Here is a 22265-nt window from a genome sequence, read left to right as displayed (position 1 = left end):
GCGTTCAACCGGCGCTCAACCAGACACTTCGCCGCAGGTCAGAACCAGTGTGAACGCCGACGGACACCGTTCGGGAGAATTGGAAAGCGTGTTGGGGGCAACCCCTCACGAGTTCGAATCTCGTATCCTCCGCCTGATCGAAGGCCCGGACCGCAACTGCGGTCCGGGCCTTCGGCATTTGGCAAGAAGCCACGCCGCCCCGAGGTATGGCGAGTATGGTGGCTTGCATGGCATCCAAGAAGGTCACCATTACCCTCCCCGAGGACCTGCTGGACGAGATCCGCGCGGACAGTGCCGATCGTGGCCTCTCCGCCTACGTCGCCGACGCCCTCCGGGCCAAGCGCGACCGCGATCGCCTGCAGGAACTGGTCGTGTGGCTGGAAGAGGAACACGGGCCGGTCAGCAGTGACGAACGGGCTGCCGCATACGCGGAACTGGACGGCCTCGACGCGGAGTACGACCGGCGGCGCGCGGCCCGCAGCAAGAGCAGCGGGGCAGCCGCGTGAAGAAGAAGCCCGCCGAGGAAGTCCGGCGGCGGCGCGTCTTCGTGCTGGACAGCGAAGCCCTCTCGCTCGCGGTGCGCGGCGACCGGATGATGATCGCCCGACTCGACCTCGCCGCCCGCGGCGAGGCGGAGGTCGTCACCTCGCCGATGACCCTGGTCGAGGCGTACGACGCACGCACCACGGAACAGCGCTGGGACTGGGTGCTCTCTCGGGTGAACGTCGCCGAACTCGGCAAGGACGAGGCCCGACAGGCACGTCGGCTGCTGGCGGACGCCGGCCTGCACGGGCACAAGTACGCGATCGACGCCGTGCTCGCGGTGGTGGCACTGCGGCAGCGCGGCCAGGTGACGGTCTTCACCTCCGACCCGGAGGACCTGGAGAGACTGCTGCCGGACCACGTCGTGGTGATAAAGGTCTGACCGTCCGGCCCCACTTGGTTGCGGCCCCGTGCTTCGCTCAGCTCCACGGACGGCAATCCGGTGTCGAGGCGATCACGGATCAGCGAACATCCGTCCCGAGGACCCAGGCCGGGACTTCGATGTCGGCTACACCTGCTTCACCTCGATCCCCCCAGGAGCGTGCCGCCCACATGGTCTCCACCCCGGTAGTCCTGACGAAGGCGTCCCCCACCGTCTCCCTGGACAAGCACGGCGTGAGGTCCGGTCTCATCCGGGTCAACCTGAACTGGACGTCGGCCCAGGCCGCCGCCCGACAGAAGGCCGGAGAGGCGCGCGGCATCCTCCGGAGGATGCGGGCCTCGTTGCAGGCCGCGGCGGTCAAGGACGTGGACCTCGATCTCGGGTGCATGATCAGGTTCAGCGACGGCCGCAAGACCGTCGTCCAGGCACTGGGCAACTCGTTCGGCTCGGCGGACCGCTTTCCGTACGTCGCGCTCGACGCGGACGACCGGACCGGCGCCCGAACCACCGGCGAGAACCTCGTGATCAACCTGGATCACCAGGCCGGGTTCTCCAAACTGCTGCTCTTCGTCTACATCTACGAGGGCTCCGGGGACTTCCGCGGCCTCGACGCGGTGGTGACCCTCACCTCCGACCGCGGTGACCAGTTCGAGGTGCGCCTCGACGAGTGCCCACCGCAGGCGCACGCTTGCGCGATCGCCCTGATCAAGCGGCAGAAGGGCGAACTCGTCGTCGGACGCGAGGTCAGGTGGTTCACCCCGAAGGACGGCCCGGGAATCCAGGACGTGATTTCCCGGGCGTACCGGCTCGGCATGAAGTGGACGCCAGGCCGCAAGTAGAACGGCGGGCAACCGACCGGCTTCCCGTTCCGCTCAGCCCGCGCACCCAGCCGTCTCAGCTACGCCATTTCGACCGATGCCATGGCGGACGCCGAACTGCGTCGGCACAGAACATGCAATCACCGCTGTGCGCGCGATGGTGGCCCTGCGACGGCGAAACCGGAGGGCAGACACTTCATCATCTGCTGTGCTGCACCGTGGTCTCAGTTTTGGTCTCATTCGTCCCGGTCCAGCTGGGTTCAGCCCCTACCTGGCGAACCACTCCGCTGCAGGCCAGGACGGATTTGAACGCCAGTGGACACCGTTCGGGAGAATTGGAAAGCGCGTTCGGGGCGACCCCTCACGGGTTCGAATCCCGCACCCTCCGCCTGCTCGAAGGCCCGGGCCGCACCTGCGGTCCGGGCCTTCGGCGTTCCCGCCTCCCGCCGGTACGCCATCCTGGTGTCCCCGGACGGCTTCGGCAGGGCGTTGGCGTCCTCCTGCGCGGTGAGGTGTCCCATCGGTAAGAAGAGCGGATCGGCACTGGCCTCGTGGCTGCGCGGCCTCGATGCTGCCGAGTTGGAGCGGGTCCTGGCGGCGCGCCCTGACACCGTGTCGGCTCCGGAGCCGCAGTCGGTCGGTGAGCTGGCGGACCGTCTTCAGCGCCCGGCGTCAGTGGCGCTGGTCCTGCCCCGGCTCGCGCTGCCGTGCCTGCAGTTGGCGGAGGCCCTCGCCGCGCTGACGGTTGCGTCGCTGGACGAACTGGCATTCCTGCTGGGGGCGTCGGACGGTGAACGCGCCCGCGGATTCGCCTTCACGCTGCAGGCGTTGATGGACTGCGCCCTGGTGTGGCCGGACGGCGACGGCCGGCTCCACCTGGCGGCACCTCTGCGGAACGCGTGGGCCTCGCCCCTGGGGCTCGACGCACCGCTCGGGCAACTGCTCGCGGGCTCTAGCTCCGACGAGTTGGGCCGGATGCTGGCGAAGCTCGGCGTCAAACCTGCGGCCAACCGGAAAGCGCAGCGGCTGGCAGCACTGGTCGAGCAGCACGGCGATCCGGCTCGGGTCGCCGCGTTGGTGGCCAAGGCGCCCACGGCCACCCGTGAACTGCTCGATCGACGCGCACGACAAGCTCCGGAGCGGCCGGGCTTCGTCCTGTTCGGTACGCCGCAGGCCGACGCCGGGCCCGGCGAGCAGTGGGCGGTCGAGCGAGGGCTGCTGGTCCGGGACCGGCACCGCTACGGGCCCGCCCGGATGCCCGCGGAGGTGGCGCTCGCCCTGCGCGGCTCCGACTGGCACGCCCCGTTCACACCCGTCCCGCCCGAGGTGCGCTCCGTCCCCGTCACCGGCTCGGACGTCGAACGGGAAGCCGCGGCCGCTTCCATGGCGTTCGCCGCCCACGCCGTGTCCGTCCTGGGGGTGTGCGCCGCCGCCCCACCGGCCCGGCTCAAGGCCGGCGGGATCGGCGCCCGCGAGCTGTCCCGGATCGGCAGGGCGGCGCAGTGCGACGAGATCCCGGTGCGCCTCGTGCTGGAGGCGGCGAGCGCGGCCGGGCTGCTGGCCCGGGACGGCGACCGGGTCACGGCGACCGCGGCCTACGACACCTGGGCCGGGAAGGAACCCGCCGACCAGTTCGCGGTGCTGCTCCGGGCCTGGTGGGCACTCCCGCTGGCCCCCGGCGGGAGCCGCGACGAGGACGGGAAGGCGCTGCCGGCCCTCGCCGGGGCACCGCCCTGCGAGGGCTGCGTCCAGGCCCGGCACGGGCTGCTCGCGGCCGCGTCGCGGCTCCCGGCCGGCGAAGGCGCGGCAGCGTCGGCGGACCTCGGGGCGCTGCTGGTGTGGCTGCGTCCGCTCGCCGACGAACTCCCCCAGGACGCCACGCCGTTCGCCACCCTGGTCACAGAGGCGGAACTGCTCGGCGCACTCGCCCTCGGGGCCGTGTCCCCGCTCGGGGCCGCCCTGCTCGCCGACGACGCCGAAGCGCTGGCCGACGCCTGCCGGCGTCTGCTGCCCGCCGCCAGCGGGACCGCCCGCTTCGGCAGCGACCTCACGGCCGTGGTCGCCGGTACGCCGTCGGCGCACCTCTTCGAGCTGCTGGACTCCGTCGCGGACCGGGAGGCTGCCGGTGCGGCGTCCGTGTGGCGGTTCAGCCCGGGTAGCGTCCGCCGCGCCCTCGACGCCGGCCGCACCGCGGACGCCCTCACGACCGACCTGGCCGCCGTCGCCGTCGAGCCGCTTCCCCAACCGCTCTCGTACCTGATCCACGACACCGCGCGCAGCCACGGCCGGGTACGGGTCGTCTCCGCGGCCTGCGTGATCCACGGCCAGGAGCCCGCCCTGCTGGCCGAACTGGCCGCCCATCGGGGGCTCGTGCATCTCGGCCTGCGACAGCTGGCACCGACGGTGCTGATCAGCCGGACCGCGGCGGACAAGACCCTCGCCGCGCTGCGCGCCGCGGGTTACGCCCCGGTCGCGGAGGAGCCCGACGGATCCGTCCGGATCGAACGGGCCCGACGCCACCGCGCGGCGAGCCCGGTCCCGCCCCCTCGTCGTCCCGGTGGCAGGACCCGCGCGCAGCGGACGGACGCCCGCACGGCGGACGTGGGGACGGCCGTCGACCTGCACGCCCTCGCCCGCCGGCTCCGGGACGCCCCGCAGGACCTCGCGAAGCCCGACCCGTACGACGGCCGCCCGTACGCGAGCGACACCGAGGAGATCATCGCCGAAACCGCACGCAACCTCTCCTTCACCGACGCCCGCCAGCTGGCCCATGCCGTGGACGAAGGGCGGTCGATCACCATCGAGTACGTCGCCACCTCGGGCAGCACGACCGTCCGCACCCTCAGCCGCCTCGAACTCGATGCCCCCTACCTCCACGCCTGGTGCCACCTCCGGGATGACGAGCGCATGTTCACCATTTCCCGCATCCACGGCGTGATGCCCGCGTAGCCCGGGACCGGGGCAGCGCCGCGGGCGGCGGAACGGCCGGTCTCGGTTCTGGTCTCGTTCGCCCCGTCCAACCGGGTTCGGCCGCCGCCCAGCTGGCCCCTACACCGCAGGTCAGGACGGGTGTGAACCCTGGCGGGCAGCGTCCGGGAGAATCGGAAGGCGCGTTGGGGGCGATCCCTCACGAGTTCGAGGCTCGTCTCCTCCGCCTCGCGCGAAGGCCCGGACCGCGGCTGCGGTCCGGGCCTTCGGGGTGCTGTGGCCGTGGCTGGTCGGGGGGTTACGGCTTGCGGCACCAGACTGCGGTCGGGCGGTCCTCCCGCAGGAGGTCGTCCTGGTGGTTGCCGCCGTGGTCGACCATGATCACTCGGTACTTGTCCTGGTGGAACGCCCAGTACCAGTGCTGGCCGCCGCCGGGGTCGTCCTTGCCGGGGACGGGGAGGAAGGCGTCGACCCTGGTGACGCCCTCGAGGGAGCGCCACTGGCTGAGCTGCCGGTCGTCCCGCTGGAGGCGGTCGGGGTGGGCGTTGCCGGAGCGGCCGATGGAGATCAGCCGGTAGCGCTGGCCCACCGGGGTGTTGTGGAACATCCAGTACCAGAACGAGCCGTCGCCGGCCGGCCGCTGGTCGGGCACCGGCAGGAAGGCGTCGACGTGGGTGACGGGGGTGGCTCCGCCGAACGACCTCCACCTGCTCACCGGCTGGTCGTCGGCCTCCAGTCGGCTGGCGTAGGGCTCGGCGGCCCCGATCGTGACGTAGCGGTAGAACTGGTTGCCGCCCACGGTGTGGAAGACCCAGTACGCGCTCTTCCCGTCGACCCGCTGCTCGTCGAAGACCGGCAGGACGGTGTCGATCCGGGTGACGCCCTTCAGGGCGGGCCAGGACGAGTACGGTCCCACGTCCTTGACGACGACCCCGGTGCGGTCGTCGACCGTTCCGGTGGTGAGCCGGCGGACCTCGGTGTCGCCGGTGCCGATCAGGCGGATCGTGCCCTGCTGGAACGTCCAGTAGCGGCCCGGCGCGTCGGGCAGTGGCAGGACGCAGTCCACCGGCAGGTCCTGCGCCACGGGCCGGTGGCCGGTCTCCTCCTCGAGTTCGCCGGTGAGGCGGCCCTGGGCGAGCCGGCGCAGCGTGGTGATGGAGGGGGTGAAGCAGTAGAGCGCGCCGCGGGTGTGGACGAACGGCCGGAAGTCCAGCACGGTGGTCTGCCGCTCGCCCGCCGGGGAGGTGCCCTCCCAGCTGGTCCGGCCGTCGTTCACGGTGGCGAGCTGGCCGCTGACCAGCGGGTCGGGGCCGGGCTCGGGCTTGCGGCCGGGCGGGAAGTCGGGGTCGTTGATCCAGTTGACCTGGATGAACTCGAACTGGGCGACCAGGTCGGACTGGTAGCAGACGAAGAGCAGGCCGCGCTCGGCGTCGGGGCCGTTCAGCTCGTCGCTGCTCGTGGGGTCGAAGGGCTGTCCGTAGGGAGCGCCGCGGCGGATGATCCGGCGGGCGTCGATGAACGACTCGTCGACCGGGGTGCCGGCGACCAGCCCGGCCCGGGGGTTGGTCTTGCGCAGGTGGGAGAAGAGCGGGGTGATCAGGCCGTCCGGGTCGTCCGGGTCGCCCAGGTACTTGAAGTCGTTGTCCGATCCGGCGGCCGTGCCACCGGGCCGGTCGGGGTGCTTGCACACCGGGGAGCCGTCGCGCCAGCGGCCCACCAGCCGGGCGGCGAACCAGTCCCGCGTGGTGTCCTCCGGTACGGCCTTGAGGTCCTTCAGGCGCCGCAGTTGGGCGTCCACCTGCGCCCACCAGCCGGCGACGTCCTGCTCCAGGCGGCGCACCACCTGGAAGGAGCCGTCGTGCATCCAGTCGGGGACGGTCTCGACCGCGGCGGTGGCCCGGTTGTGCGCCGCGGTGAGCTTCTTGCCGACGACGAACTCGCCGGCCGGGAGGATCCGGGTGCCGGGGTGCTTCTTCGAGTAGAAGACCTTGTCGGGGCCCTCGCCGGTGAACCTGTCGGGGTCCGGTTCGTCGAAGCCCTCGACCTCCGGCTCGCTGACGCCGTCCTTGAAGCCGAAGTGCTCCTTGCCCTTCTTCTCGCCGGGCAGGGCGGCGCCCTTCTGCTCGTAGACGACGACCGCACCGGCCTGGCTGGCGGCGGCCTTCTGCTCCTCCAGCGCCCCGGCGAGGCCGTTCTCGGTGTCGGAGGCGACGGTCAGCACCGCGTGGACGGTGGGCTTGGTGGCGCAGCCGAACACCCAGTGCTTCGGGTCGTTGTCGTCGGTGTCGCCGAGCACCATCGACCGTCCGGGGTCGGCCGGGCCCTGGATGAACGCCTGCAGCGTGTCGCCGGTCCGGGCCCGGTCCTTCAGCAGGTCCGGCTGCCCGGTGAGGAACTGCAGGCCCGGGTAGGTGAAGCTGAGGCCCAGCCAGGTGGCCCGGAGCGTCGCCGGGTCGTCGCCGCCGGACGCCTGGCGGGCCTGGCTGTAGTCCTCGTTGAACCCGGCGACCGCCTTGGTGGTGGCGATCCGGGGGGTGATCTTCTCCAGCCAGCTCCGGGCCGCCTGGGCGTCACCGAACTGGAGGAGCAGGAGTGTCATGTGGTCTTTCTTGAACCCGGCGACGATGTCGCCCTGGATCTCGGTGTCTTGACGCAGGCTCAGGTCGGCCATGGGGGATCCGTTCGTCGGCTCCGTCTGATGGGGCCCCGGGTGCCCGTCGCGGGCCCGCCGGTCGCGGGCCCGGCCACCCGGGGTGTCGGGGGTGGGGTCAGGCGTTCGGGCTCAGCTGGATCCACTTGGCCACGCTGGGCACCCCGGCGTCGTTGAGCAGGAAGAGCATGTACCAGCCGGGAGGGGCGTCGGCGGCCGAGGCCGGGCTGTCGAGCAGGAGCTGGCTGCCGGCGCCGGCGAGCTTGAGCTCCAGGCGGCGCTGGCTGGTGTCGACCGAGTGCGTGGAGGTGACGGGGGCGAGCAGGACGGCGCGGGCGGCCTGGTCCGGCGAGTCGGTGTTGACCCGGAACTTCTTGCCGTAACCCACCGGTTGGGTCGGTACGGTCCTGATGTCCGGGCGTTTTCCGCCCTGGTGCAGGTACGGCGGCTCGTAGATCTCGATGGTGCCGTTGTTGCCGGACTTGATGTCCGGGTTGTTGGCGATCTGCTGGAGCTCGTCCCCGGTGACCATGATCCGGCCGTCGGGCAGGACGACCGCGTTGGAGTGGTAGCCGCGCGGCAGCCGCTGCTTCGGGCCGAGGGTCCAGTTGCCGTCGGCGTCCCGCAGTTCGACCTGGCGGAACCGGTCGTCGGGGACGTTCGGGTTGTAGTCACCGAGGCCGTAGTCGCGGATGCCGACGGCTCCGTTGACGGTGAACAGGTTGCCGTCGGGGAAGATCAGCGTGTCGTCCTGGGCGCGGCCGAGGTTGCGCGGCTTGTCCTTGGTCCACCGGCCGCCCGAGAACTTGAAGGTGTCGGGGTCCTTGTAGTTGCCGCCGAGGACGAGCACCGAGTCCGGGCCGGCGGTGCCGTTGGGCAGGGCGACGGCCGATCCGTACAGGCGGGGGAAGCCGTCGGGCCGGTTGGGCAGCGGGCTGCGGGTCTCGTTCGCCGGGTCGAAGACGAACTGCTGGTCGGAGCTGCGGCCGAAGCCGTAGATCCTGCCGTCCCTGAGCGAGAACAGGTGCGGGTAGTCCATCCGGTACGGGGCGTCCGCCTTCCACCGGTCCAGCGCGACGTTGTCGGGCGCCGCCGACCTGGCGTGGGGGACGTCGGTGCCCTTGGCCGGGAAGCGTTCGATCACCGGGGTCGGGGTGCCGAAGCCGAGCTCGGACTGGCCGGACATGATGGTCTGCCGGCCGTCGGCCCCGGTGACCACGCTCGGGTACCAGCGGCCGACCGACATGTCCTGCTCCCGGTGCCAGGTCTCGGTCCACGGGTCGAAGACCAGGGCCAGCTTGGCTCCGGTGCCGCCGTTGCCGCCGAGGTTGCCGCCGAAGACGCCGACCATGCCGTTGGGCAGGTAGGAGTGCCCGGCGCAGAAGAACGGCGCGGGGCGCGGCTCGTCCAGGCCGTCCGGCATGTCGACGACCGGGGGCGGGACGGCCTTGAACTCGCCCGGGTCGGTGTCGTTCGCGGGCGGCGTCCAGAGGTAGGCGCGGCCGGCGTTCTGCCTGCCGATGACGTCGGTGGGCGCGGTCTCCTTCTGCGGGTTGTCCTCGACGGACTCGAAGGAGAACATCAGCACCTTGCCGGTGGGCAGCAGCGCGACGTGGTCGGCGAACTCGGGAGAGGGGATGTACTGCTTGAACTGCCCGGACTTCGCGGGGTCGAAGGTGCTGTTGAACTCCCCCTGCGTCCTGGTCAGCATGGTGAACCGGTTGGTGCGGGTGGTCTGCGGATAGCCGGTCTGGACGGCCCGCAGGCCGATCCGGTCCCGGGCCATCGACTCGGCGGCCGGGCGTCCGAACGCGGCCACTTCGGCGGCGCGGACCTCGGCCTGCAGCTGCTCGCCGGTGATGCGCAGCCCGCGGTTCCCCGCGAAGGGGTCGGTCGTGGCGGAGGCCGCCGGAGCGGGGGCGGTCAGGATCGTGGTGGTCGCCAGGGCGGCGGTGACGGCGGCGGCCGCCAGTACTGCCCTCGGTCTTCTGTGCGTCATGGGGTCCTCACGGCGTGCTGGTCGAGGCTGCGGGGCAGCCACACGGGGGACAGCGGTTCGCCGCCAGTAGAGCACCCTGAGTAGTGGTTCGTTTGCAGACACTCCAGCATTCCCAAGATCGACCGCCGACGGCACGTCACCGTGCGTGTCGACCTGACGGCCCGTCACCCCCGTGCTGGAATGTCCGCACACCCCCACCGGACCCCAGGAGTGACACGTGTCCAGCAAGACCAGGATCGCCACGGCCCTCGCCGCGGGAGCCGCCGTCCTCGCCGCCACGGGCGGCAGCGCGGCAGCGACCACGAGCCTCCTCGCGCCACAGGCGGTGACCGGCCCCACCATCCCGGGCGGCGCCGACGGGAAACCGCACGAGCTGCTCTGCCCCGCGGACGAGAGCGTCTACGGCGGCGGGTTCAGCATCACCCCCGGCGAGAACCGGCAGCTCGACCGGTGGCCGACCGACGTGCTGGAGAGCCGCCCCAACGACGAGGCCACCGGCTGGATCGTCACCGTGCGCAGGAACGACTGCCCGCCGGAGGGCGCGAAGGGCGAGCCGAGGCCCGCGGACCTCACCATCCGCATCGTGTGCACCGACGGCGAGAACAACGTCAGCCTCGGCGGCTGACGCTCCCCGCCGGCCCGGGGGCGGCGGCGGGGCTGCGGGACGGGCCCTCACGGGTTCGGGTCCCGCACCCTCCGCCACGCTCGAAGGCCCGGACCGCAACTGCGGTCCGGGCCTTCGTCGTTGGCGCTTCTGCGGATGAGCCGCCGGTGGCGGGTCGGGAGGGGGTTCAGGGCGGTCAGAGGTTGAACATTCCGCGGTAGGGCTCGGCGATGCGCTCCTGGTGGGAGCCGAAGTCGACCAGGACTGCGGTGTCGCCCTCGACGGCGACGACCCGGCCGAGGCCGTAGGCGTCGTGGGTGACGCGGTCGCCGACGGCGAAGTGCTTGCGCGGGGCTTCGGCCTTGGCCTTGAAGGGGCTGGTGGGCAGGTGTCGGCGGACTGCTTCAGGCTTTTTCATCCAAGCCAGTATGCGCCGTGGAGCGCGGGCGGCGCCCCTTTCTGACGGGGCGAATTCTGGATGCCCGAAATGCCGGGTGTGTCGAACGGCACTCCCGGCGGGGGTCCGGGCCGGGGGACGCCGCGGGGCGGGTGGAGCGCCGCGCGCGCCCCCACCGACCGGGCCAACCGTCCCGACCGGTCCGGGTGTTGGCGGGCGGGGGCGGCCCCGGCCCGCCCCCGGCGGGGGGGACCCGCTCCGGAACCGGGGAAAAATGTCCCCCCGCTACGGGCCCGGGGCTGCTACAGTCGAAGGAGTTGCAGTAGTGGTTCCCATGAACTTTGTGTGCGCCTGCTGATGTATCGCGGGCGTATTTCTGTTTTCCGGACATTCTCCGGACGGGTACTCATCGCAGTGACTCGGCTCCCGTAACGTGCGGGTCCCGGAAAGTGCCTTGAAGGAGATTTTTTTACATGGCTAACGGCACCGTGAAGTGGTTCAACGCGGAAAAGGGCTTCGGCTTCATCGAGCAGGAGGGTGGCGGCCCGGACGTGTTCGCCCACTACTCGAACATCAACGCCAGCGGCTTCCGCGAGCTGCTCGAGGGCCAGAAGGTCGAGTTCGACGTCACGCAGGGCCAGAAGGGCCCGCAGGCGGAGAACATTCGCCCGCTGTAGTTCCCACTGCCACGGCAACCGCCTGGCAGCGAGGGGCCCGCGCCGCGCACCTGGTGCCCGGTGCGGGCCCCTCGGCTTTTCCACCGCCCCCGTGCCGCTTCCGTGCCGCTTCCGTGCCGCCGTCCGAGAGGGGCCTCCCGCATGAGCCTGCCCGCCGTCACTTCCTTCGAGGAACTGGACCTGCCGGGAGAACTGCTGACGATCCTGGCGCGCCGGGGCCTCACCACCCCCTTCCCGATCCAGGCCGCGACGCTGCCGAGCTCGCTGGTCGGCCGGGACGTGCTGGGGCGGGGCCGCACCGGCTCCGGCAAGACGCTCGCGTTCGGCCTCGCCGTGCTGGCCCGCACCGCCGGGCAGCAGGCCGAGCCGCGCTGCCCGGTCGCGCTGGTCCTGGTCCCCACCCGTGAGCTCGCGCAGCAGGTCGCCGAGGTCCTCACCCCGTACGCCCACGCGGCGCGGCTGCGGATGGCCACCGTGGTCGGCGGGGTGCCGGTCCGCCGCCAGGCGCAGGTGCTGAACCGCGGCGCGGAGATCGTGGTGGCCACGCCCGGCCGGCTGAAGGACCTGGTCGAGCGCAGGCTCTGCCGCCTGGACCGGGTCGCCGTCACCGTCCTCGACGAGGCCGACCGGATGGCCGACATGGGCTTCCTGCCCGAGGTCACCGCGTTCCTCGAACAGGTCCCCGGGGGCGGCCAGACGCTGCTGTTCTCCGCCACCCTCGACCGCAAGGTCGACGGCCTGGTGCGGCGTTTCCTGAAGGACCCGGTCACCCACTCGGTGGACCCGTCCGCGGGGGCGGTCGGCACGATGGAGCACCACGTGCTGCACGTCCGGAACGCCGACAAGGACGCCACGATCGCCCACATCGCCGCCCGCGACGGCCGGGTGATCATGTTCACCGACACCAAGAACGGCGCGGACCGCCTGGTCGAGACGCTGCTGGCGAGCGGTGTGAAGGCCGCGGCCCTGCACGGGGACAAGTCCCAGCCGCAGCGTACCCGCACCCTGGAGCAGTTCCGCAGCGGCGAGGTCGCCGCGCTCGTCGCCACCGACGTCGCCGCCCGCGGCATCCACGTCGACGGCCTCGACCTGGTCGTCAACCTGGACCCGCCCACCGACCACAAGGACTACCTGCACCGCGGCGGCCGCACCGCCCGGGCCGGCGAGTCCGGCACCGTCGTCACCCTGGTCCTCCCCCACCAGCGCCGCCGGACGGCCCGGATGATGGCCACGGCCGGCGTCACCCCCCTCAGCACCGAGGTCCGGGCCGGCGACGAGAAGCTCGTCCGGATCACCGGCGCCCGCGTCCCCACCGGCGTGCCCGTCACCGTCCCCGACCCCGTGGTCGAGCGCCCCCGCCGCAACCGGTCCGCCGCCGGCCGGCCCCGCCGCCCCGCCCCCGCCCGCAGCCGGTCGGCCGCCGGCGGCTCGGGCGGCGCGTCCCGGGCCCAGCACGGCTAGCCGTCGCCCCGACCGGAGGCCCGGACCGCGACCGCGGTCCGGGCCTCCGTCGTGTCGGGGGCCGCGTACGATGCGCCGGGTGGAGGGGGAACGCGGGCCGGGGGACGGCGGTTGGCGGCGGCGGTGGCCGTGGCGCTGGTGCTGGTGCACCTGGTGCGGGGGGCCGGGCGGGTCGTGGCGGAGCCTGCCGCGGGGGTGGCGGTCGTGGCGGCCTGCCTGGTGCTGGCGGGGCTGCAGCTGCGGCACACCCGAGGGGCGGCCGGGTGGGGCGGGTGGGCGGCCGTGGAGGTGGGGGTCGGGTTCCTCGCGGTCGGTCCGCTCGGGGTGTCGGTCGGGCTGCTGTGCCTGCCGGCGGCTTCGCTGCTGCTGGAGCGGCGCCGGGTGCTGCTGGCCCTGCTGGTGGCGGGGGCGGCGGCGGTGGAGGCGGGCCGGGCCGCGGAACCGCGGGAGGTCGTCGACCTGCTACTGACCGTCGCGCTGGGCGGCGCCATGCTCTACGCCGTGACCGCGCTGGCGCTGCTGGCGGGCCGGGTCCACGGGGCCCGGCTGGAGCTGGCGGCCTCCGCGGTCACCGACGAGCGGCTGCGCATCGCGTCCGCGCTGGGGAGCGGGCTGGACGCGGGCATGGCCCGGATCCGGGAGGCCGCGGAGCGCCGGGACCCGGCGGCGCTGGACGGGCTGATCGACACGGCGCAGCGGACGCTGGGGGCGGTCCGGGCCGCCGCTGCCGAGCTGCGCAGCCTCTCGCTGGCCCCGGAGGCGGCGAGCGCCCGCGCCCTGCTGGGTTCGGCGGGCATCGCGGCCGACCTGCGGATCGGGCACCGCGAGCCGCTCGGTCCGGCCGGGACGGTGCTGGCGGTGGTGCTGCGGGAGGCGGTGACCGCGGTGGTGCGGGTCGGGGACGCCCGGCGGTGCGAGGTCTCCACCGAGGAGCGGGCCGGGCGGGTGGTGCTGCGGGTGGTCAGCGACGGGGTGCCGACGGCGGCGCTCGGCGCGGACGTCCTCGACGACCTGGCGGAGCGGGTGCGGGCCGTCGGCGGGCGGCTGGCGGCGGGTCTGGAGCCGGACGGGCGCTTCGCGGTGGAGGCGTCGGTGGCGGTGGCGCCGGCCCCGGCCGCCGTCGACCCGCCCGAGCTGCGGACCGCGCTGGGCCTGTACTGGTTCCTGCTCGCGGTGTTCTGCGCGAAGGCGCTGATGTTCGTCCCCCCGTCCCGGCTCTGGCTCGGAGCGGGGTGCGTGGCGGTGTTCTGCGCCTTCCAGGTCCGTTTCTCGATCCGGGACGCGACCCGGCACGCCCGCGCCGCGCTGCTCGCCTCGGCGGTGCTCGCCCTGCTGCCGCTGCCCTGGCTGGGCCGGAACTGGATCGGCGCGGCCGGCATCCTGGCCGGTTCGCTGCTGATCGCCCTGCCGCTGCGCGCGGGCGCGGCGGCGGCCGTCGCGGTGGTGGCGGCCGCCGGGGTGGTCGGCGGGCACGGCCCGGTGCCGGTGCTGCTGACCGCGGTCAGCGCGCTGGTCACCTGCGTGGTGGTGTACGCGGTGCTGCGCCTGGTCCGGCTGGTGCGGGAGTTGCAGCGGGCGGCGGCCGGGCGGCGGGCGGCCGCCGTCGTCACCGAGCGGCTGCGGGCCGCCCGGGACCTGCACGACCTGCTCGGGCACGGTCTGACCGCGATCCTGCTCAGGGCGGAGCTGGCCCGGCGGCTGGCGGACGGCGATCCGGCCCGCTGCCGGGCCGAGCTGGCGGGCATCGCGCGGCTGGCCGAGCGCGGCCGCGCCGAGCTGGGGGCGCTGGCGGACGACGGGCCCCGGCTGTCCTTCACCGCCGAACTGGCGTCGGCGGCGGTGGTGTTGGAGGCCGCCGGGATCGTGGTGGAGCTGGAGGACGGGCCGGTGCCGGACGCGGCGGGGGCGGTGCTGGGCGTGGTGCTGCGCGAGGCCGTCACCAACGTCCTGCGGCACAGCCGGGCCCGGCACGCGCGGATCGCCGTCTCGGCGGCCGGCGGGGCGGTGCGGCTGGAGGTGGAGAACGACGGCGTCGGGGCGGACGTCACCGCGCCCGGCTCCGGGATCGGCGGGCTGACGGTCCGGCTGGCCGGGGCGGGCGGCACGCTGGCCGCCGGGCCGGACGACGGGTGGTACCTGCTGCGGGCCGAAGTGCCGCTGCGCTGAGCCGGGCCCGCCCCCGTGGATCCGCCCGCGCGGATCCGCCCCCGCGGGTCGGGACCGGCGGGTCGGAGCGGGTCAGAGCCAGCCGGCCTCGCGGGCGATCCGGACGGCGTCGGTGCGGTTGCGGGCGTTCAGTTTGCCGACGACCGCGGTCAGCACGTTGCGCACGGTGCCGGTGGACAGGTGCAGGCAGGCGGCGATCTCGGGCGGTTCGGCGCCGCCGGCCAGTTCGCGCAGGACGTCGTTCTCGCGGGGGGTGAGCGGGTTGTCCGCCAGGTCCCAGGCGGCGACGGCCAGGGCCGGGTCCAGCACCCTTCCGCCGGCGGCCACCCGGCGGATGGCCGCAACCAGGTCGGCGGGCGGTGCGGTCTTCAGCAGGAAGCCGTCGACCTTGGCGTCCAGGGCGCGGCGGAGCAGTCCGGGGCGGCCGAGCGAGGTGAGCATCAGCGTCCGGCAGGCGGGCAGCCGCTCCTTGAGCGCGGCGGCCGCTTGGAGTCCGTCCGTCCGGCCGGGCATCTCGATGTCCAGGACCGCCACGTCGGGGCGGAAGACCAGGGCCCGGGGCAGCACGTCGTCCGCCGAGTCCGCCTCCGCGACGACGTCCAGGTCGGGTTCCAGCCCGAGGAGGGCCACCAGGGCGCCGCGCACCACGTGCTGGTCCTCGGCCAGCAGGAGTCTGATCATGGCCCGACCCTACCCGTGACGAGGTCACGGGTCGCGCGTGTTCCCGTCCCTGGGAAGGGAGTTCGCGGGCCGGGAGGCTGGAGGCATGAGCGATGCGATCACTTTGGACGCCGTGAGCAAGGTCCACGGCAAGGGGCGGGGCGCGGTCGCCGCGCTGCGGGAGGTGACGGTGCGGCTGCCGAAGGGCGGCTTCACCGCGGTGATGGGGCCGTCCGGTTCGGGCAAGAGCACCTTCCTGCACTGCGCGGCGGGCCTGGACCGCCCGTCCTCCGGGACGGTCCGGCTCGGCGGCACCGACCTGTCCCGGCTGGGCGAGCGGGAGCTGACCGAACTGCGGCGCGAGCGCGCCGGGTTCGTGTTCCAGTCGTTCAACCTGGTCTCCGCGCTGACCGTCGAGCAGAACGTCACGCTGCCGCTGCGGCTGGCCGGGCGGCGGGCCGACGCCGGGCGGCTGGCGGAACTCGTCCGCCGGGTGGGCCTGCAGGACCGCACCGGGCACCGGCCGGGCCAGCTGTCCGGCGGTCAGCAGCAGCGGGTGGCGATCGCGCGGGCGCTGGTCGCGGACCCGGAGGTGGTGTTCGCCGACGAACCCACCGGTGCGCTGGACACCATGACGGCCCGTGAGGTGCTCGTCCTGCTGCGGCAGACCGTCGACGAGCTCGGCCAGACCCTGGTCATGGTCACCCACGACCCGGTCGCCGCGTCCTACGCCGACGAGGTGCTGTTCCTGGCCGACGGCCGGGTCGTCGACACCCTGACCGGGCCGACCGCCGCCGCGGTCGCCGACCGCATGATCCGGCTGGGGGCGTGGAACCGATGATGCTGGGACTCGCCCTCGCCACCCTCCGGCACCGCCGGGCCGGGTTCGCCGGCGCCTTCGTCGCCCTGTTCTGCGCCGCCGCCCTGGTCTGCGGCTGCGGGACGCTGCTGGTCACCGGCTTGGTCGGCACCGTCCGGCCGGAGCGGTACGCGGCCGCGCCGATCGTCGTCTCCGGCGACCAGGAGGTGCACGCCACCGTCGACAAGGGGAAGGGGAAGGTCAAGGAGAAGTCCAAGCCGATCGCGGACCGCGCCTGGGTGCCGGCCGCCCTCGCCGACCGGGTCGCGGCCCTGCCGTCGGTGCGGGCCGTCGCCACCGAGGTGACCTTCCCGGCGCTGCTGCCCGGCGGGCCGGACCGCGGTGCGTGGGGCCACGGCTGGGAGTCGGCGCCGCTGGCCGGTCTCGTCCTGGCCGCCGGCCGCGCGCCCGCCGCCGACGACGAGGTGGTCGTGGACGCGGCCACCGCGGCCCGGGCGCGCCTGGCGCCCGGCTCCGCCACGGCCGTCCGCACGCCCTCGGGGACGCTGGGCGTGCGGGTGGTGGGGGTGACCGCGCAGGGCTTCGCCGACCAGTCCGCGGTCTTCTTCGCCACCGGCCGGGCCCGGGCGCTCGCCGGCCACGACGGCCTGGTCGGCGCGATCGGCGTCTTCCCGGCCGCGCCGTCGGCCGCCGCCGACGTCCGGGCGCTGCTGGCCGGCACCCCCGGCGCGGTGGTCCGCACCGGCGACGGCCGCGGCGCGGCGGAGTTCCCGGACGCCGCCGGGGCCGGGGTGCGCCTGGTCAGCACGGGCGCCGTGCTGGCCGGCACCTCGCTGCTGGTGGCCCTGCTGATCGTGGTCGGCACCTTCGGCCTGTCGGTCCGGCAGCGACAGCGGGAGATCGCGGTGCTGCGGGCGGTGGCCGCGACCGGGCGGCAGGTCCGGAAGATGATCGGCGGCGAGGCGCTGCTGCTCGGCCTGTCCGCCGGGGTCCTGGGCGCCACCGCCGGTCTGCCGCTGGGCAGTTGGCTGCACGGCCGGTTCGTCGCCCTGGGCGTCGCCCCGGCGAACCTGCCGGTGGTGCTCTCGCCCTTCCCGGCGCTGGCCGCCGCGGCCGCCACCCTGCTGGCCGGCTGGGCGGCGGCCCGGATCTCGGCCCGGCGGGCGACCGCGGTCAGGCCGGTCGAGGCGCTCGGCGAGGCGGAGGTGGCGCCGGCCCGCCCGGCCGCGGCCCGGACCGTCCTCGGGGTGCTGGCCGCCGCCGGCGCGGTGGTGCTGACCGTCCTGCTGACCGCCCTGCACACCGACCAGGCCGCGACACCGGTCTGCTTCCTCACCGTCCTGCTGTGGTGCACCGCGCTCTCCCTGCTCGGCCCGCTGGTGGCCCGGGCCGGGACGGCCGTCCTGGGCCTGCCGCTGCGGGCGTCCCGGATCGGCGGCTGGCTGGCCGTCCGGCACCTTCGGGCCGGGGCGCACCGGCTGGCGTCGGTGGTGGTGCCGCTGACCCTGCTGATCGCCATGGCCTGCACCATCCTGTTCACCCAGACCACCACCGGGCACGCGGCCGCCGCCCAGCGCGAACGCGGCAGCACCGCCGACTTCGTGGTCGGCCCGCACGCCCCGGCCTCCGCCGCCGAGGCGCTGGCCGCGGTGCCGGGCGTCCGGACGGTGACCCGGGTCCTGCACAGCCAGGTCCGGGACGGGCTCACCCGGCGCAGCGTGCAGGCCGTCACCCCCGAGCGGCTGGCCGACACCCTCGACCTCGGCGTCACCGCCGGCGACCCCGGCCGGCTGGCGGACGACACGGCGGCGGCCGCGGACGGGCTGGGCTACCGGCTCGGCCAGCGGGTCCGGCTGACCCTCGCCGACGGCACCCCGGCGGAGGTGACGGTGGTCGCGCTCTACGGCCGCGGCCTGGGCTTCGGCGACCTGACCCTCGCGCACCACCTGGTCGCCGCCCACGTCGACGTGCCGCTGGACGACGAGCTGCTGGTCCGCGGCGACGGCCTGACCCGGCAGTCGCTCACCGCCGCCCTGCGGGGCGAGCCCGGGCTCGGGGTGCTCGACCGGGCCTCCGCGTCCGCCGCCGCCGCGGCGAACCGGACCGGCGCGCAGATCGGCTACGTCATGCTCGGGCTGATCATCACCTTCGTGGCCATCGCCGTCCTGAACACCCTGGCCATGGGCATCGCCGACCGCCGCCACGAGTTCGCCGCGCTGGCCCTGGCCGGCGCCACCCGCCGCCAGATCCGGCGGATGCTCGGCTGGGAGACCGCCGTCGCCGTCGTCCTCGCCACCGCGCTGGGTCTGGCCGTCGCCCTCGCGGTGCTCACCACCTACGCCGAGGGCATCACCCGCGGCACCGCCGGGGTCGCCGTCCCCGGCGCCGAGCTCGCCCTGGTCCTGCTCGGCGCGGCCGCCCTGGCCGCCCTCGGCACCTGGCTCCCCGCCCGCGCCACCCTGCGGGGGCCGCACCGCCGGGCCTGACCGGCCCGGCGGTGCGGGCGGTCAGCCCTCGCCGACGTCGACCTGCGCGGCGGGGAAGCAGGCCGGGGCCGGGTTGGTCAGCATGACGGCCAGGCTCCCGACGGACTTGTGGAGCGCGCCCGGCGGGGCCTCGTCGACGACCAGCAGGGTGTCGCCGGCCGGGACCGCGCCGGGGTCGAGCAGGGCGACGCGGCCGTTCTCCGGGTCCAGGGACATCGCCCGGCCGAGGTGGCCGGTGTCGACCGGGGTGACCTTCGCGGAGCAGGAGGCCGACGGGGACAGGACGACGGCGGGCAGCCCCGCCCGGCGCAGCGCGTCCTGCAGCCCGGAGAGCTCGGTGCCGATGATCTCCACGGCGACGAGGTGGTCGGGGCGGACCGTCACGGTGTAGCCGACCTCGTCGAGGGCGCCGCCGCCCACCGCCGGGGGGACCGCCTCCTGGCGGGTGGCGGGGCCGCTGCCGGCCTGGGCGCCCAGCAGGACGGCGGCGACGGCCGCGGCCAGGCCCAGCGAGGTGACCGCGATCCGCCCGGTGCGGCGCCGCCGGACGGGCAGCGGCACGAGCACGGGGCGGGCGGCGGCGCGGGCGGTCAGCTCGTCCTCGAGGCGCTGCCGGAAGTTCGCGGGGGTGTCCAGGACGTCCAGGGGGGTGTTCACGAGGCGACCTCCAGAAGGGTGTTCAGGGACGGGCCGGTCTGCGGGGCGACGCCCTTCAGCGCCTTGCGGGCCCGGTGCAGGCGCATCCGCGCGGTGGCGGCGCCGATCCCCAGCGCCTGGGCGGCCTCGCGGACGGTCAGCCCGTCGAGCGCCACCAGGTCCAGCACGGCGCGCAGCGGTTCGGACAGCGCCGCGTGCCGCCCGGCCAGCTGCCGGGCGGCGCGGTCCGCGTCGATCCGGGCCTCGATCACGGCGGCGTCCTGCTCGTCGAGCATCCGGTGGCCGGCGATCCGGGAGACGGCGTGCCGCTCCCGGGCACTGCCGCGGAAGTGGGCGGCCAGCACGTTCCGGGCGATGCCGTACAGCCAGGCGGCGGGCGTCCCCCGCCGGGCGTCGTAGCCGTCCGCCTGTTCCAGCGCGGTCAGGAAGACGTCGGCGGTCAGGTCGGCCGCCAGGTGCACGCTGTCGGTGCGCCGGGTGACGAAGCCGAGGACCGCGGCGAAGTTCTGCCGGTAGAACTCGGCGAACCCGGCCGGATCCGGCGCGGGTGGGACGGTTGGGTGCTCCGTGGGCACGGACGCTCCTTGGGACGGACGAGTGACTGCTTACGCCTCTACTTGGCTCCGGCGCCGAAAAGCGTCACACGGCCCCACCGGGAACGCCGTACCGGACCTCCGTCCGGCGGGCTGCGGGGTCAGGGTTCAGGGTTCACGGGTGGGCGGGGCGGGGTGGGTGGTGGTCCAGGTGGTGAAGTCTTCGATGCCGTCGATGAGGGCTTCGAAGCGGAAGGAGTGGAAGAGGTCGAAGGCGTGGTGGGCGCCGGGGAGTTCGATGGAGACGACGGGGGAGGTGGAGGTGGTGCGGAGGGCGTGGACGAGGGCGCGGGGGTTCTCCAGGTCGACGAGTTCGTCGAGGTCGCCGTGGGCGATGAGGAAGGGCGGGGCGTCGGGGCGGGCGAGGTTGACGGGGGAGGTGGCGGGGTCGCCGTCGAAGTAGGTGCCGAGGAAGCCGTTGAGGCAGACGGCGGCGGTGACGGCGGTGTCGGCGGATTCGAAGCCGGGCTGGTAGGCGGGGTCGTTGGGGGTGAGGGCGGCGAGGGCGGCGAGGTGGCCGCCGGCGGAGCTGCCGGAGACGAAGACCGGGGCGTCGGGGTGGGCGCCGTACTCGGGGGCGTGGGCGCGGGCCCAGGCGATGACCTTCTTGGCGTCGATCAGGTGGTGGGGGTGGGAGAAGGCGGGGCGCAGGCGGTAGTTGGCGCTGATGCAGACCCAGCCCCGCGCCGCGAAGCGGTGCAGGAGGGGGAGGGACTGGGTGTTCTTGCGGCCCTGGTCGTAGTGGCCGCCGTGGAAGTGGATGAGGACGGGGCCGCCCTGCGGGCGGGCGCGGTGGTGGTAGACGTCCAGCAGGTTGCGGGGGCCGGCGTCGCCGTAGCGGAGGTCGGGGACGCGGACGACCTCGCGGCGGCGGCGGAGGAAGGGGTGGAGCAGGATGCGGGTCAGGGGCGGCCGGTGCGGGGTGCCGGCGTCGGGGCCGAGTGCCTCGGCGAGGGCGCGGCGGACCACGGGGGCGGTGCGGATGCCACGGCGGGCGACGACGGCGAGGCCGGTGGCGGTGACGGCGGCGAGGGCGACGGCCAGCCGGTCCGCGGTGGTCGTGATGTCACCCTCGGCGAAGGCGAGCGCGGTCGAGGCGGCGAGGGCGTAGAGGACGAGGAAGGGCAGTTCGTTGAAGACCAGGCCGAGGCGGTAGCTGAACCAGAAGAGCGCGCTCGGCCCGCGGACGGGCACCAGGCAGAACACCGTGACCGCGGTGGCCAGCAGCACGGTCGTCAGGTATCCCACGGCCATCGGAACCACTCCCGTCGTGACTCGGTTCAGGACCTCGCACAGGTACACACGGTTCGGGGCGGCTTTTCGGTGCGGCCCGTCCCGGCCGGATCGCCGAGGACACCGCCGCTGCCGCAGGGCGCCTGACCCGCGGCTCCCCCGCTTCCCTTCACCAGGAGCGGACCCCCCGTGGCTTCCGCCTCCGTCAGCCGCACCGTCCACGCCACCCCCGAGCGGGTCCGGGGCCTCGTCGGCGGCTTCGACTCACTGCCCGACCGGCTGCCCCGCGTCCCCGGCCGGGCGGACCTCGCCGAGGTGCAGTGGTCCGGACGGTTCAGCCCGACGGACGGCGCCACCGGGCAGGAGGCCGTCGACCTGTTCTCACCGGCACCTGCGCCGACGGGCTGGACGCACTGGGCGCGGCCCTCGACCGCCGAGACCGCCCGAGACCGCCCGAGGCCGCCCGAGGCCGCCCGAGACCGCCCGAGACCGCCCGAGACCGCCCGAGACCGCCCGAGACCGGGACGCCGGGACGCGCCGCGGCGTCTCCGCCCTGGAGCTCTTCTTCGGCCTGGTCTTCGTCTTCGCCGCCGGCCCGCTCGCCGGGCACCCGCTCGCCGAACTGTCCTGGCAGGCGTGCCCGATCGGCCCTCAGGGGGCGGGGGCCAGGCGGGCGGCGAGGACGCGGGCGCGGGACTGCTGGACGGCGGCGGCCTGGCGGGCGGCGAAGCGGAGGAGGCCGAACGGGGCGTGCAGGTGCAGGGTGTCGGAGAGGCGGGAGGTGGTGCCGCTGCCGGGGGTGATGGTGAAGCGGTAGGACATCCGGACGCCGCCGGGGCTGGCCACGTCGCCGCTGACGGTCGCCTCGGCCGGAAGGCGGGACGGGTCGGCGCGGAGGGTGACCTCGATGCGGTTGTCGTGGGTGAACAGGCCGAGGAAGCGGAAGCGTTCGACCGCCACGTAGCGGGTCGTCCCGTCGCCCCCGGGCCGGACCTCGCGCACGTCGACGAGGAGCGGGGAGAGGCCGATGTAGTGGGCGGGGTCCGCGAGATGGGCGAGGACGTCGGCGGGCGGCGCCCCCACCTCGTAGCTGTGGTGCAGTTCGGTGCTGGGCACTCGGGCTCCCCCCGGGCGGCTGGCGGACGTCCGGTGGATGATCGCACCGCCCGGCCGGGGTGGCCAGGGGGCGGG

General features: G+C 74.5%; 18 protein-coding genes. 10 read left to right on the top strand and 8 right to left on the bottom strand.

The features are described from left to right. Window positions 1–227: 227 nt before the first annotated feature. The 4 genes from EDD39_RS08010 (at window position 228) to EDD39_RS07995 (ending at window position 4692) form a co-directional block, all read left to right on the top strand. The gene (locus tag EDD39_RS08010) at window positions 228–506 is read left to right on the top strand and encodes a CopG family transcriptional regulator (RefSeq protein ID WP_123554343.1); all 279 of its coding nucleotides are present in this window, start codon (window positions 228–230) and stop codon (window positions 504–506) included. Next, the gene (locus tag EDD39_RS08005) at window positions 503–925 is read left to right on the top strand and encodes a PIN domain-containing protein (protein WP_123554341.1); all 423 of its coding nucleotides are present in this window, start codon (window positions 503–505) and stop codon (window positions 923–925) included. Before EDD39_RS08010 ends, EDD39_RS08005 begins: the two co-directional genes overlap by 4 nt. 170 nt (window positions 926–1095) lie before the next feature. Then, window positions 1096–1764, top strand: a complete 669-nt coding sequence (locus EDD39_RS08000) for a hypothetical protein (protein WP_123554339.1) — start codon at window positions 1096–1098, stop codon at window positions 1762–1764. Window positions 1765–2250: 486 nt separating this feature from the next. After that, window positions 2251–4692, top strand: coding sequence for a helicase C-terminal domain-containing protein (locus EDD39_RS07995; RefSeq protein ID WP_244256640.1), 2442 nt, complete (start codon window positions 2251–2253; stop codon window positions 4690–4692). A gap of 277 nt (window positions 4693–4969) precedes the next feature. Here EDD39_RS07995 and EDD39_RS07990 read toward each other — a convergent pair whose 3' ends face one another. Together EDD39_RS07990 and EDD39_RS07985 are read right to left on the bottom strand one after the other, a co-directional pair. After that, a complete protein-coding gene (locus tag EDD39_RS07990) occupies window positions 4970–7342 on the bottom strand; it encodes a Dyp-type peroxidase (RefSeq protein WP_123554337.1) in 2373 nt (790 codons plus the stop codon). Window positions 7343–7439: 97 nt separating this feature from the next. Further along, complete coding sequence (locus EDD39_RS07985) at window positions 7440–9320, bottom strand: galactose oxidase early set domain-containing protein (protein WP_123554335.1); 1881 nt, start codon at window positions 9318–9320, stop codon at window positions 7440–7442. A gap of 217 nt (window positions 9321–9537) precedes the next feature. Here EDD39_RS07985 and EDD39_RS07980 point away from each other — a divergent pair, with 217 nt between their 5' ends. After that, window positions 9538–9945 (top strand): hypothetical protein, encoded by a 408-nt coding sequence (locus tag EDD39_RS07980; RefSeq protein ID WP_123554333.1) that lies wholly within the window; start codon window positions 9538–9540, stop codon window positions 9943–9945. Between the two features lie 175 nt (window positions 9946–10120). Here the strand turns inward: EDD39_RS07980 and EDD39_RS07975 are convergent, their stop codons facing one another. Further along, entirely contained in the window at window positions 10121–10342 is a 222-nt protein-coding gene (locus EDD39_RS07975) for a hypothetical protein (protein ID WP_030464383.1), read from the bottom strand. 452 nt (window positions 10343–10794) lie between these two features. On the opposite strand from EDD39_RS07975, the gene EDD39_RS07970 reads away from it, so the two are divergent. The 3 genes from EDD39_RS07970 to EDD39_RS39410 all read left to right on the top strand — a co-directional run bounded on the left by EDD39_RS07970 (window position 10795) and on the right by EDD39_RS39410 (window position 14625). Beyond that, on the top strand, window positions 10795–10998 hold the full coding sequence (locus tag EDD39_RS07970; RefSeq protein ID WP_030916923.1) for a cold-shock protein: 204 nt from the start codon (window positions 10795–10797) through the stop codon (window positions 10996–10998). A gap of 6 nt (window positions 10999–11004) precedes the next feature. Further along, window positions 11005–12459 (top strand): DEAD/DEAH box helicase, encoded by a 1455-nt coding sequence (locus EDD39_RS07965; protein ID WP_425269742.1) that lies wholly within the window; start codon window positions 11005–11007, stop codon window positions 12457–12459. A gap of 111 nt (window positions 12460–12570) precedes the next feature. Continuing rightward, window positions 12571–14625: a sensor histidine kinase gene (locus tag EDD39_RS39410; protein ID WP_123554329.1), complete on the top strand. Its 2055-nt coding sequence runs from the start codon at window positions 12571–12573 to the stop codon at window positions 14623–14625. 72 nt (window positions 14626–14697) lie between these two features. Here EDD39_RS39410 and EDD39_RS07955 read toward each other — a convergent pair whose 3' ends face one another. Further along, the gene (locus EDD39_RS07955) at window positions 14698–15306 is read right to left on the bottom strand and encodes a response regulator transcription factor (RefSeq protein ID WP_123554327.1); all 609 of its coding nucleotides are present in this window, start codon (window positions 15304–15306) and stop codon (window positions 14698–14700) included. Between the two features lie 85 nt (window positions 15307–15391). On the opposite strand from EDD39_RS07955, the gene EDD39_RS07950 reads away from it, so the two are divergent. Continuing rightward, window positions 15392–16126 (top strand): ABC transporter ATP-binding protein, encoded by a 735-nt coding sequence (locus tag EDD39_RS07950; protein WP_208765464.1) that lies wholly within the window; start codon window positions 15392–15394, stop codon window positions 16124–16126. Next, on the top strand, window positions 16123–18591 hold the full coding sequence (locus tag EDD39_RS07945) for an ABC transporter permease (protein WP_123554323.1): 2469 nt from the start codon (window positions 16123–16125) through the stop codon (window positions 18589–18591). The genes EDD39_RS07950 and EDD39_RS07945 overlap by 4 nt, the downstream gene beginning before the upstream one ends. Window positions 18592–18612: 21 nt before the next feature. On the opposite strand, the gene EDD39_RS07940 is transcribed toward EDD39_RS07945, so the two are convergent. The 4 genes from EDD39_RS07940 to EDD39_RS07925 form a co-directional block, all read right to left on the bottom strand. Then, on the bottom strand, window positions 18613–19248 hold the full coding sequence (locus EDD39_RS07940; protein ID WP_123554321.1) for a hypothetical protein: 636 nt from the start codon (window positions 19246–19248) through the stop codon (window positions 18613–18615). Continuing rightward, window positions 19245–19823, bottom strand: coding sequence for an RNA polymerase sigma factor (locus tag EDD39_RS07935; RefSeq protein WP_123554319.1), 579 nt, complete (start codon window positions 19821–19823; stop codon window positions 19245–19247). Before EDD39_RS07935 ends, EDD39_RS07940 begins: the two co-directional genes overlap by 4 nt. Window positions 19824–19949: 126 nt before the next feature. Next, window positions 19950–21095 (bottom strand): alpha/beta hydrolase, encoded by a 1146-nt coding sequence (locus EDD39_RS07930; RefSeq protein ID WP_123554317.1) that lies wholly within the window; start codon window positions 21093–21095, stop codon window positions 19950–19952. 630 nt (window positions 21096–21725) lie between these two features. Then, window positions 21726–22190: an SRPBCC family protein gene (locus EDD39_RS07925; protein ID WP_123554315.1), complete on the bottom strand. Its 465-nt coding sequence runs from the start codon at window positions 22188–22190 to the stop codon at window positions 21726–21728. Window positions 22191–22265 lie beyond the last annotated feature (75 nt).

The sequence above is a fragment of the Kitasatospora cineracea genome, from assembly GCF_003751605.1.
Lineage (GTDB): Bacteria > Actinomycetota > Actinomycetes > Streptomycetales > Streptomycetaceae > Kitasatospora > Kitasatospora cineracea.
This window is presented reverse-complemented; position numbering and strand designations above follow the sequence as displayed.

Coding starts and splice junctions, on each gene's coding strand:
- EDD39_RS08010 (WP_123554343.1), top strand. CDS start 228: ATGGCATCCAAGAAGGTCACCATTACCCTCCCCGAGGACCTGCTGGAC.
- EDD39_RS07950 (WP_208765464.1), top strand. CDS start 15,392: ATGAGCGATGCGATCACTTTGGACGCCGTGAGCAAGGTCCACGGCAAG.
- EDD39_RS07985 (WP_123554335.1), bottom strand. CDS start 9,320: ATGACGCACAGAAGACCGAGGGCAGTACTGGCGGCCGCCGCCGTCACC.
- EDD39_RS07930 (WP_123554317.1), bottom strand. CDS start 21,095: ATGGCCGTGGGATACCTGACGACCGTGCTGCTGGCCACCGCGGTCACG.
- EDD39_RS07975 (WP_030464383.1), bottom strand. CDS start 10,342: ATGAAAAAGCCTGAAGCAGTCCGCCGACACCTGCCCACCAGCCCCTTC.
- EDD39_RS07945 (WP_123554323.1), top strand. CDS start 16,123: ATGATGCTGGGACTCGCCCTCGCCACCCTCCGGCACCGCCGGGCCGGG.
- EDD39_RS07970 (WP_030916923.1), top strand. CDS start 10,795: ATGGCTAACGGCACCGTGAAGTGGTTCAACGCGGAAAAGGGCTTCGGC.
- EDD39_RS08000 (WP_123554339.1), top strand. CDS start 1,096: ATGGTCTCCACCCCGGTAGTCCTGACGAAGGCGTCCCCCACCGTCTCC.
- EDD39_RS07990 (WP_123554337.1), bottom strand. CDS start 7,342: ATGGCCGACCTGAGCCTGCGTCAAGACACCGAGATCCAGGGCGACATC.
- EDD39_RS07955 (WP_123554327.1), bottom strand. CDS start 15,306: ATGATCAGACTCCTGCTGGCCGAGGACCAGCACGTGGTGCGCGGCGCC.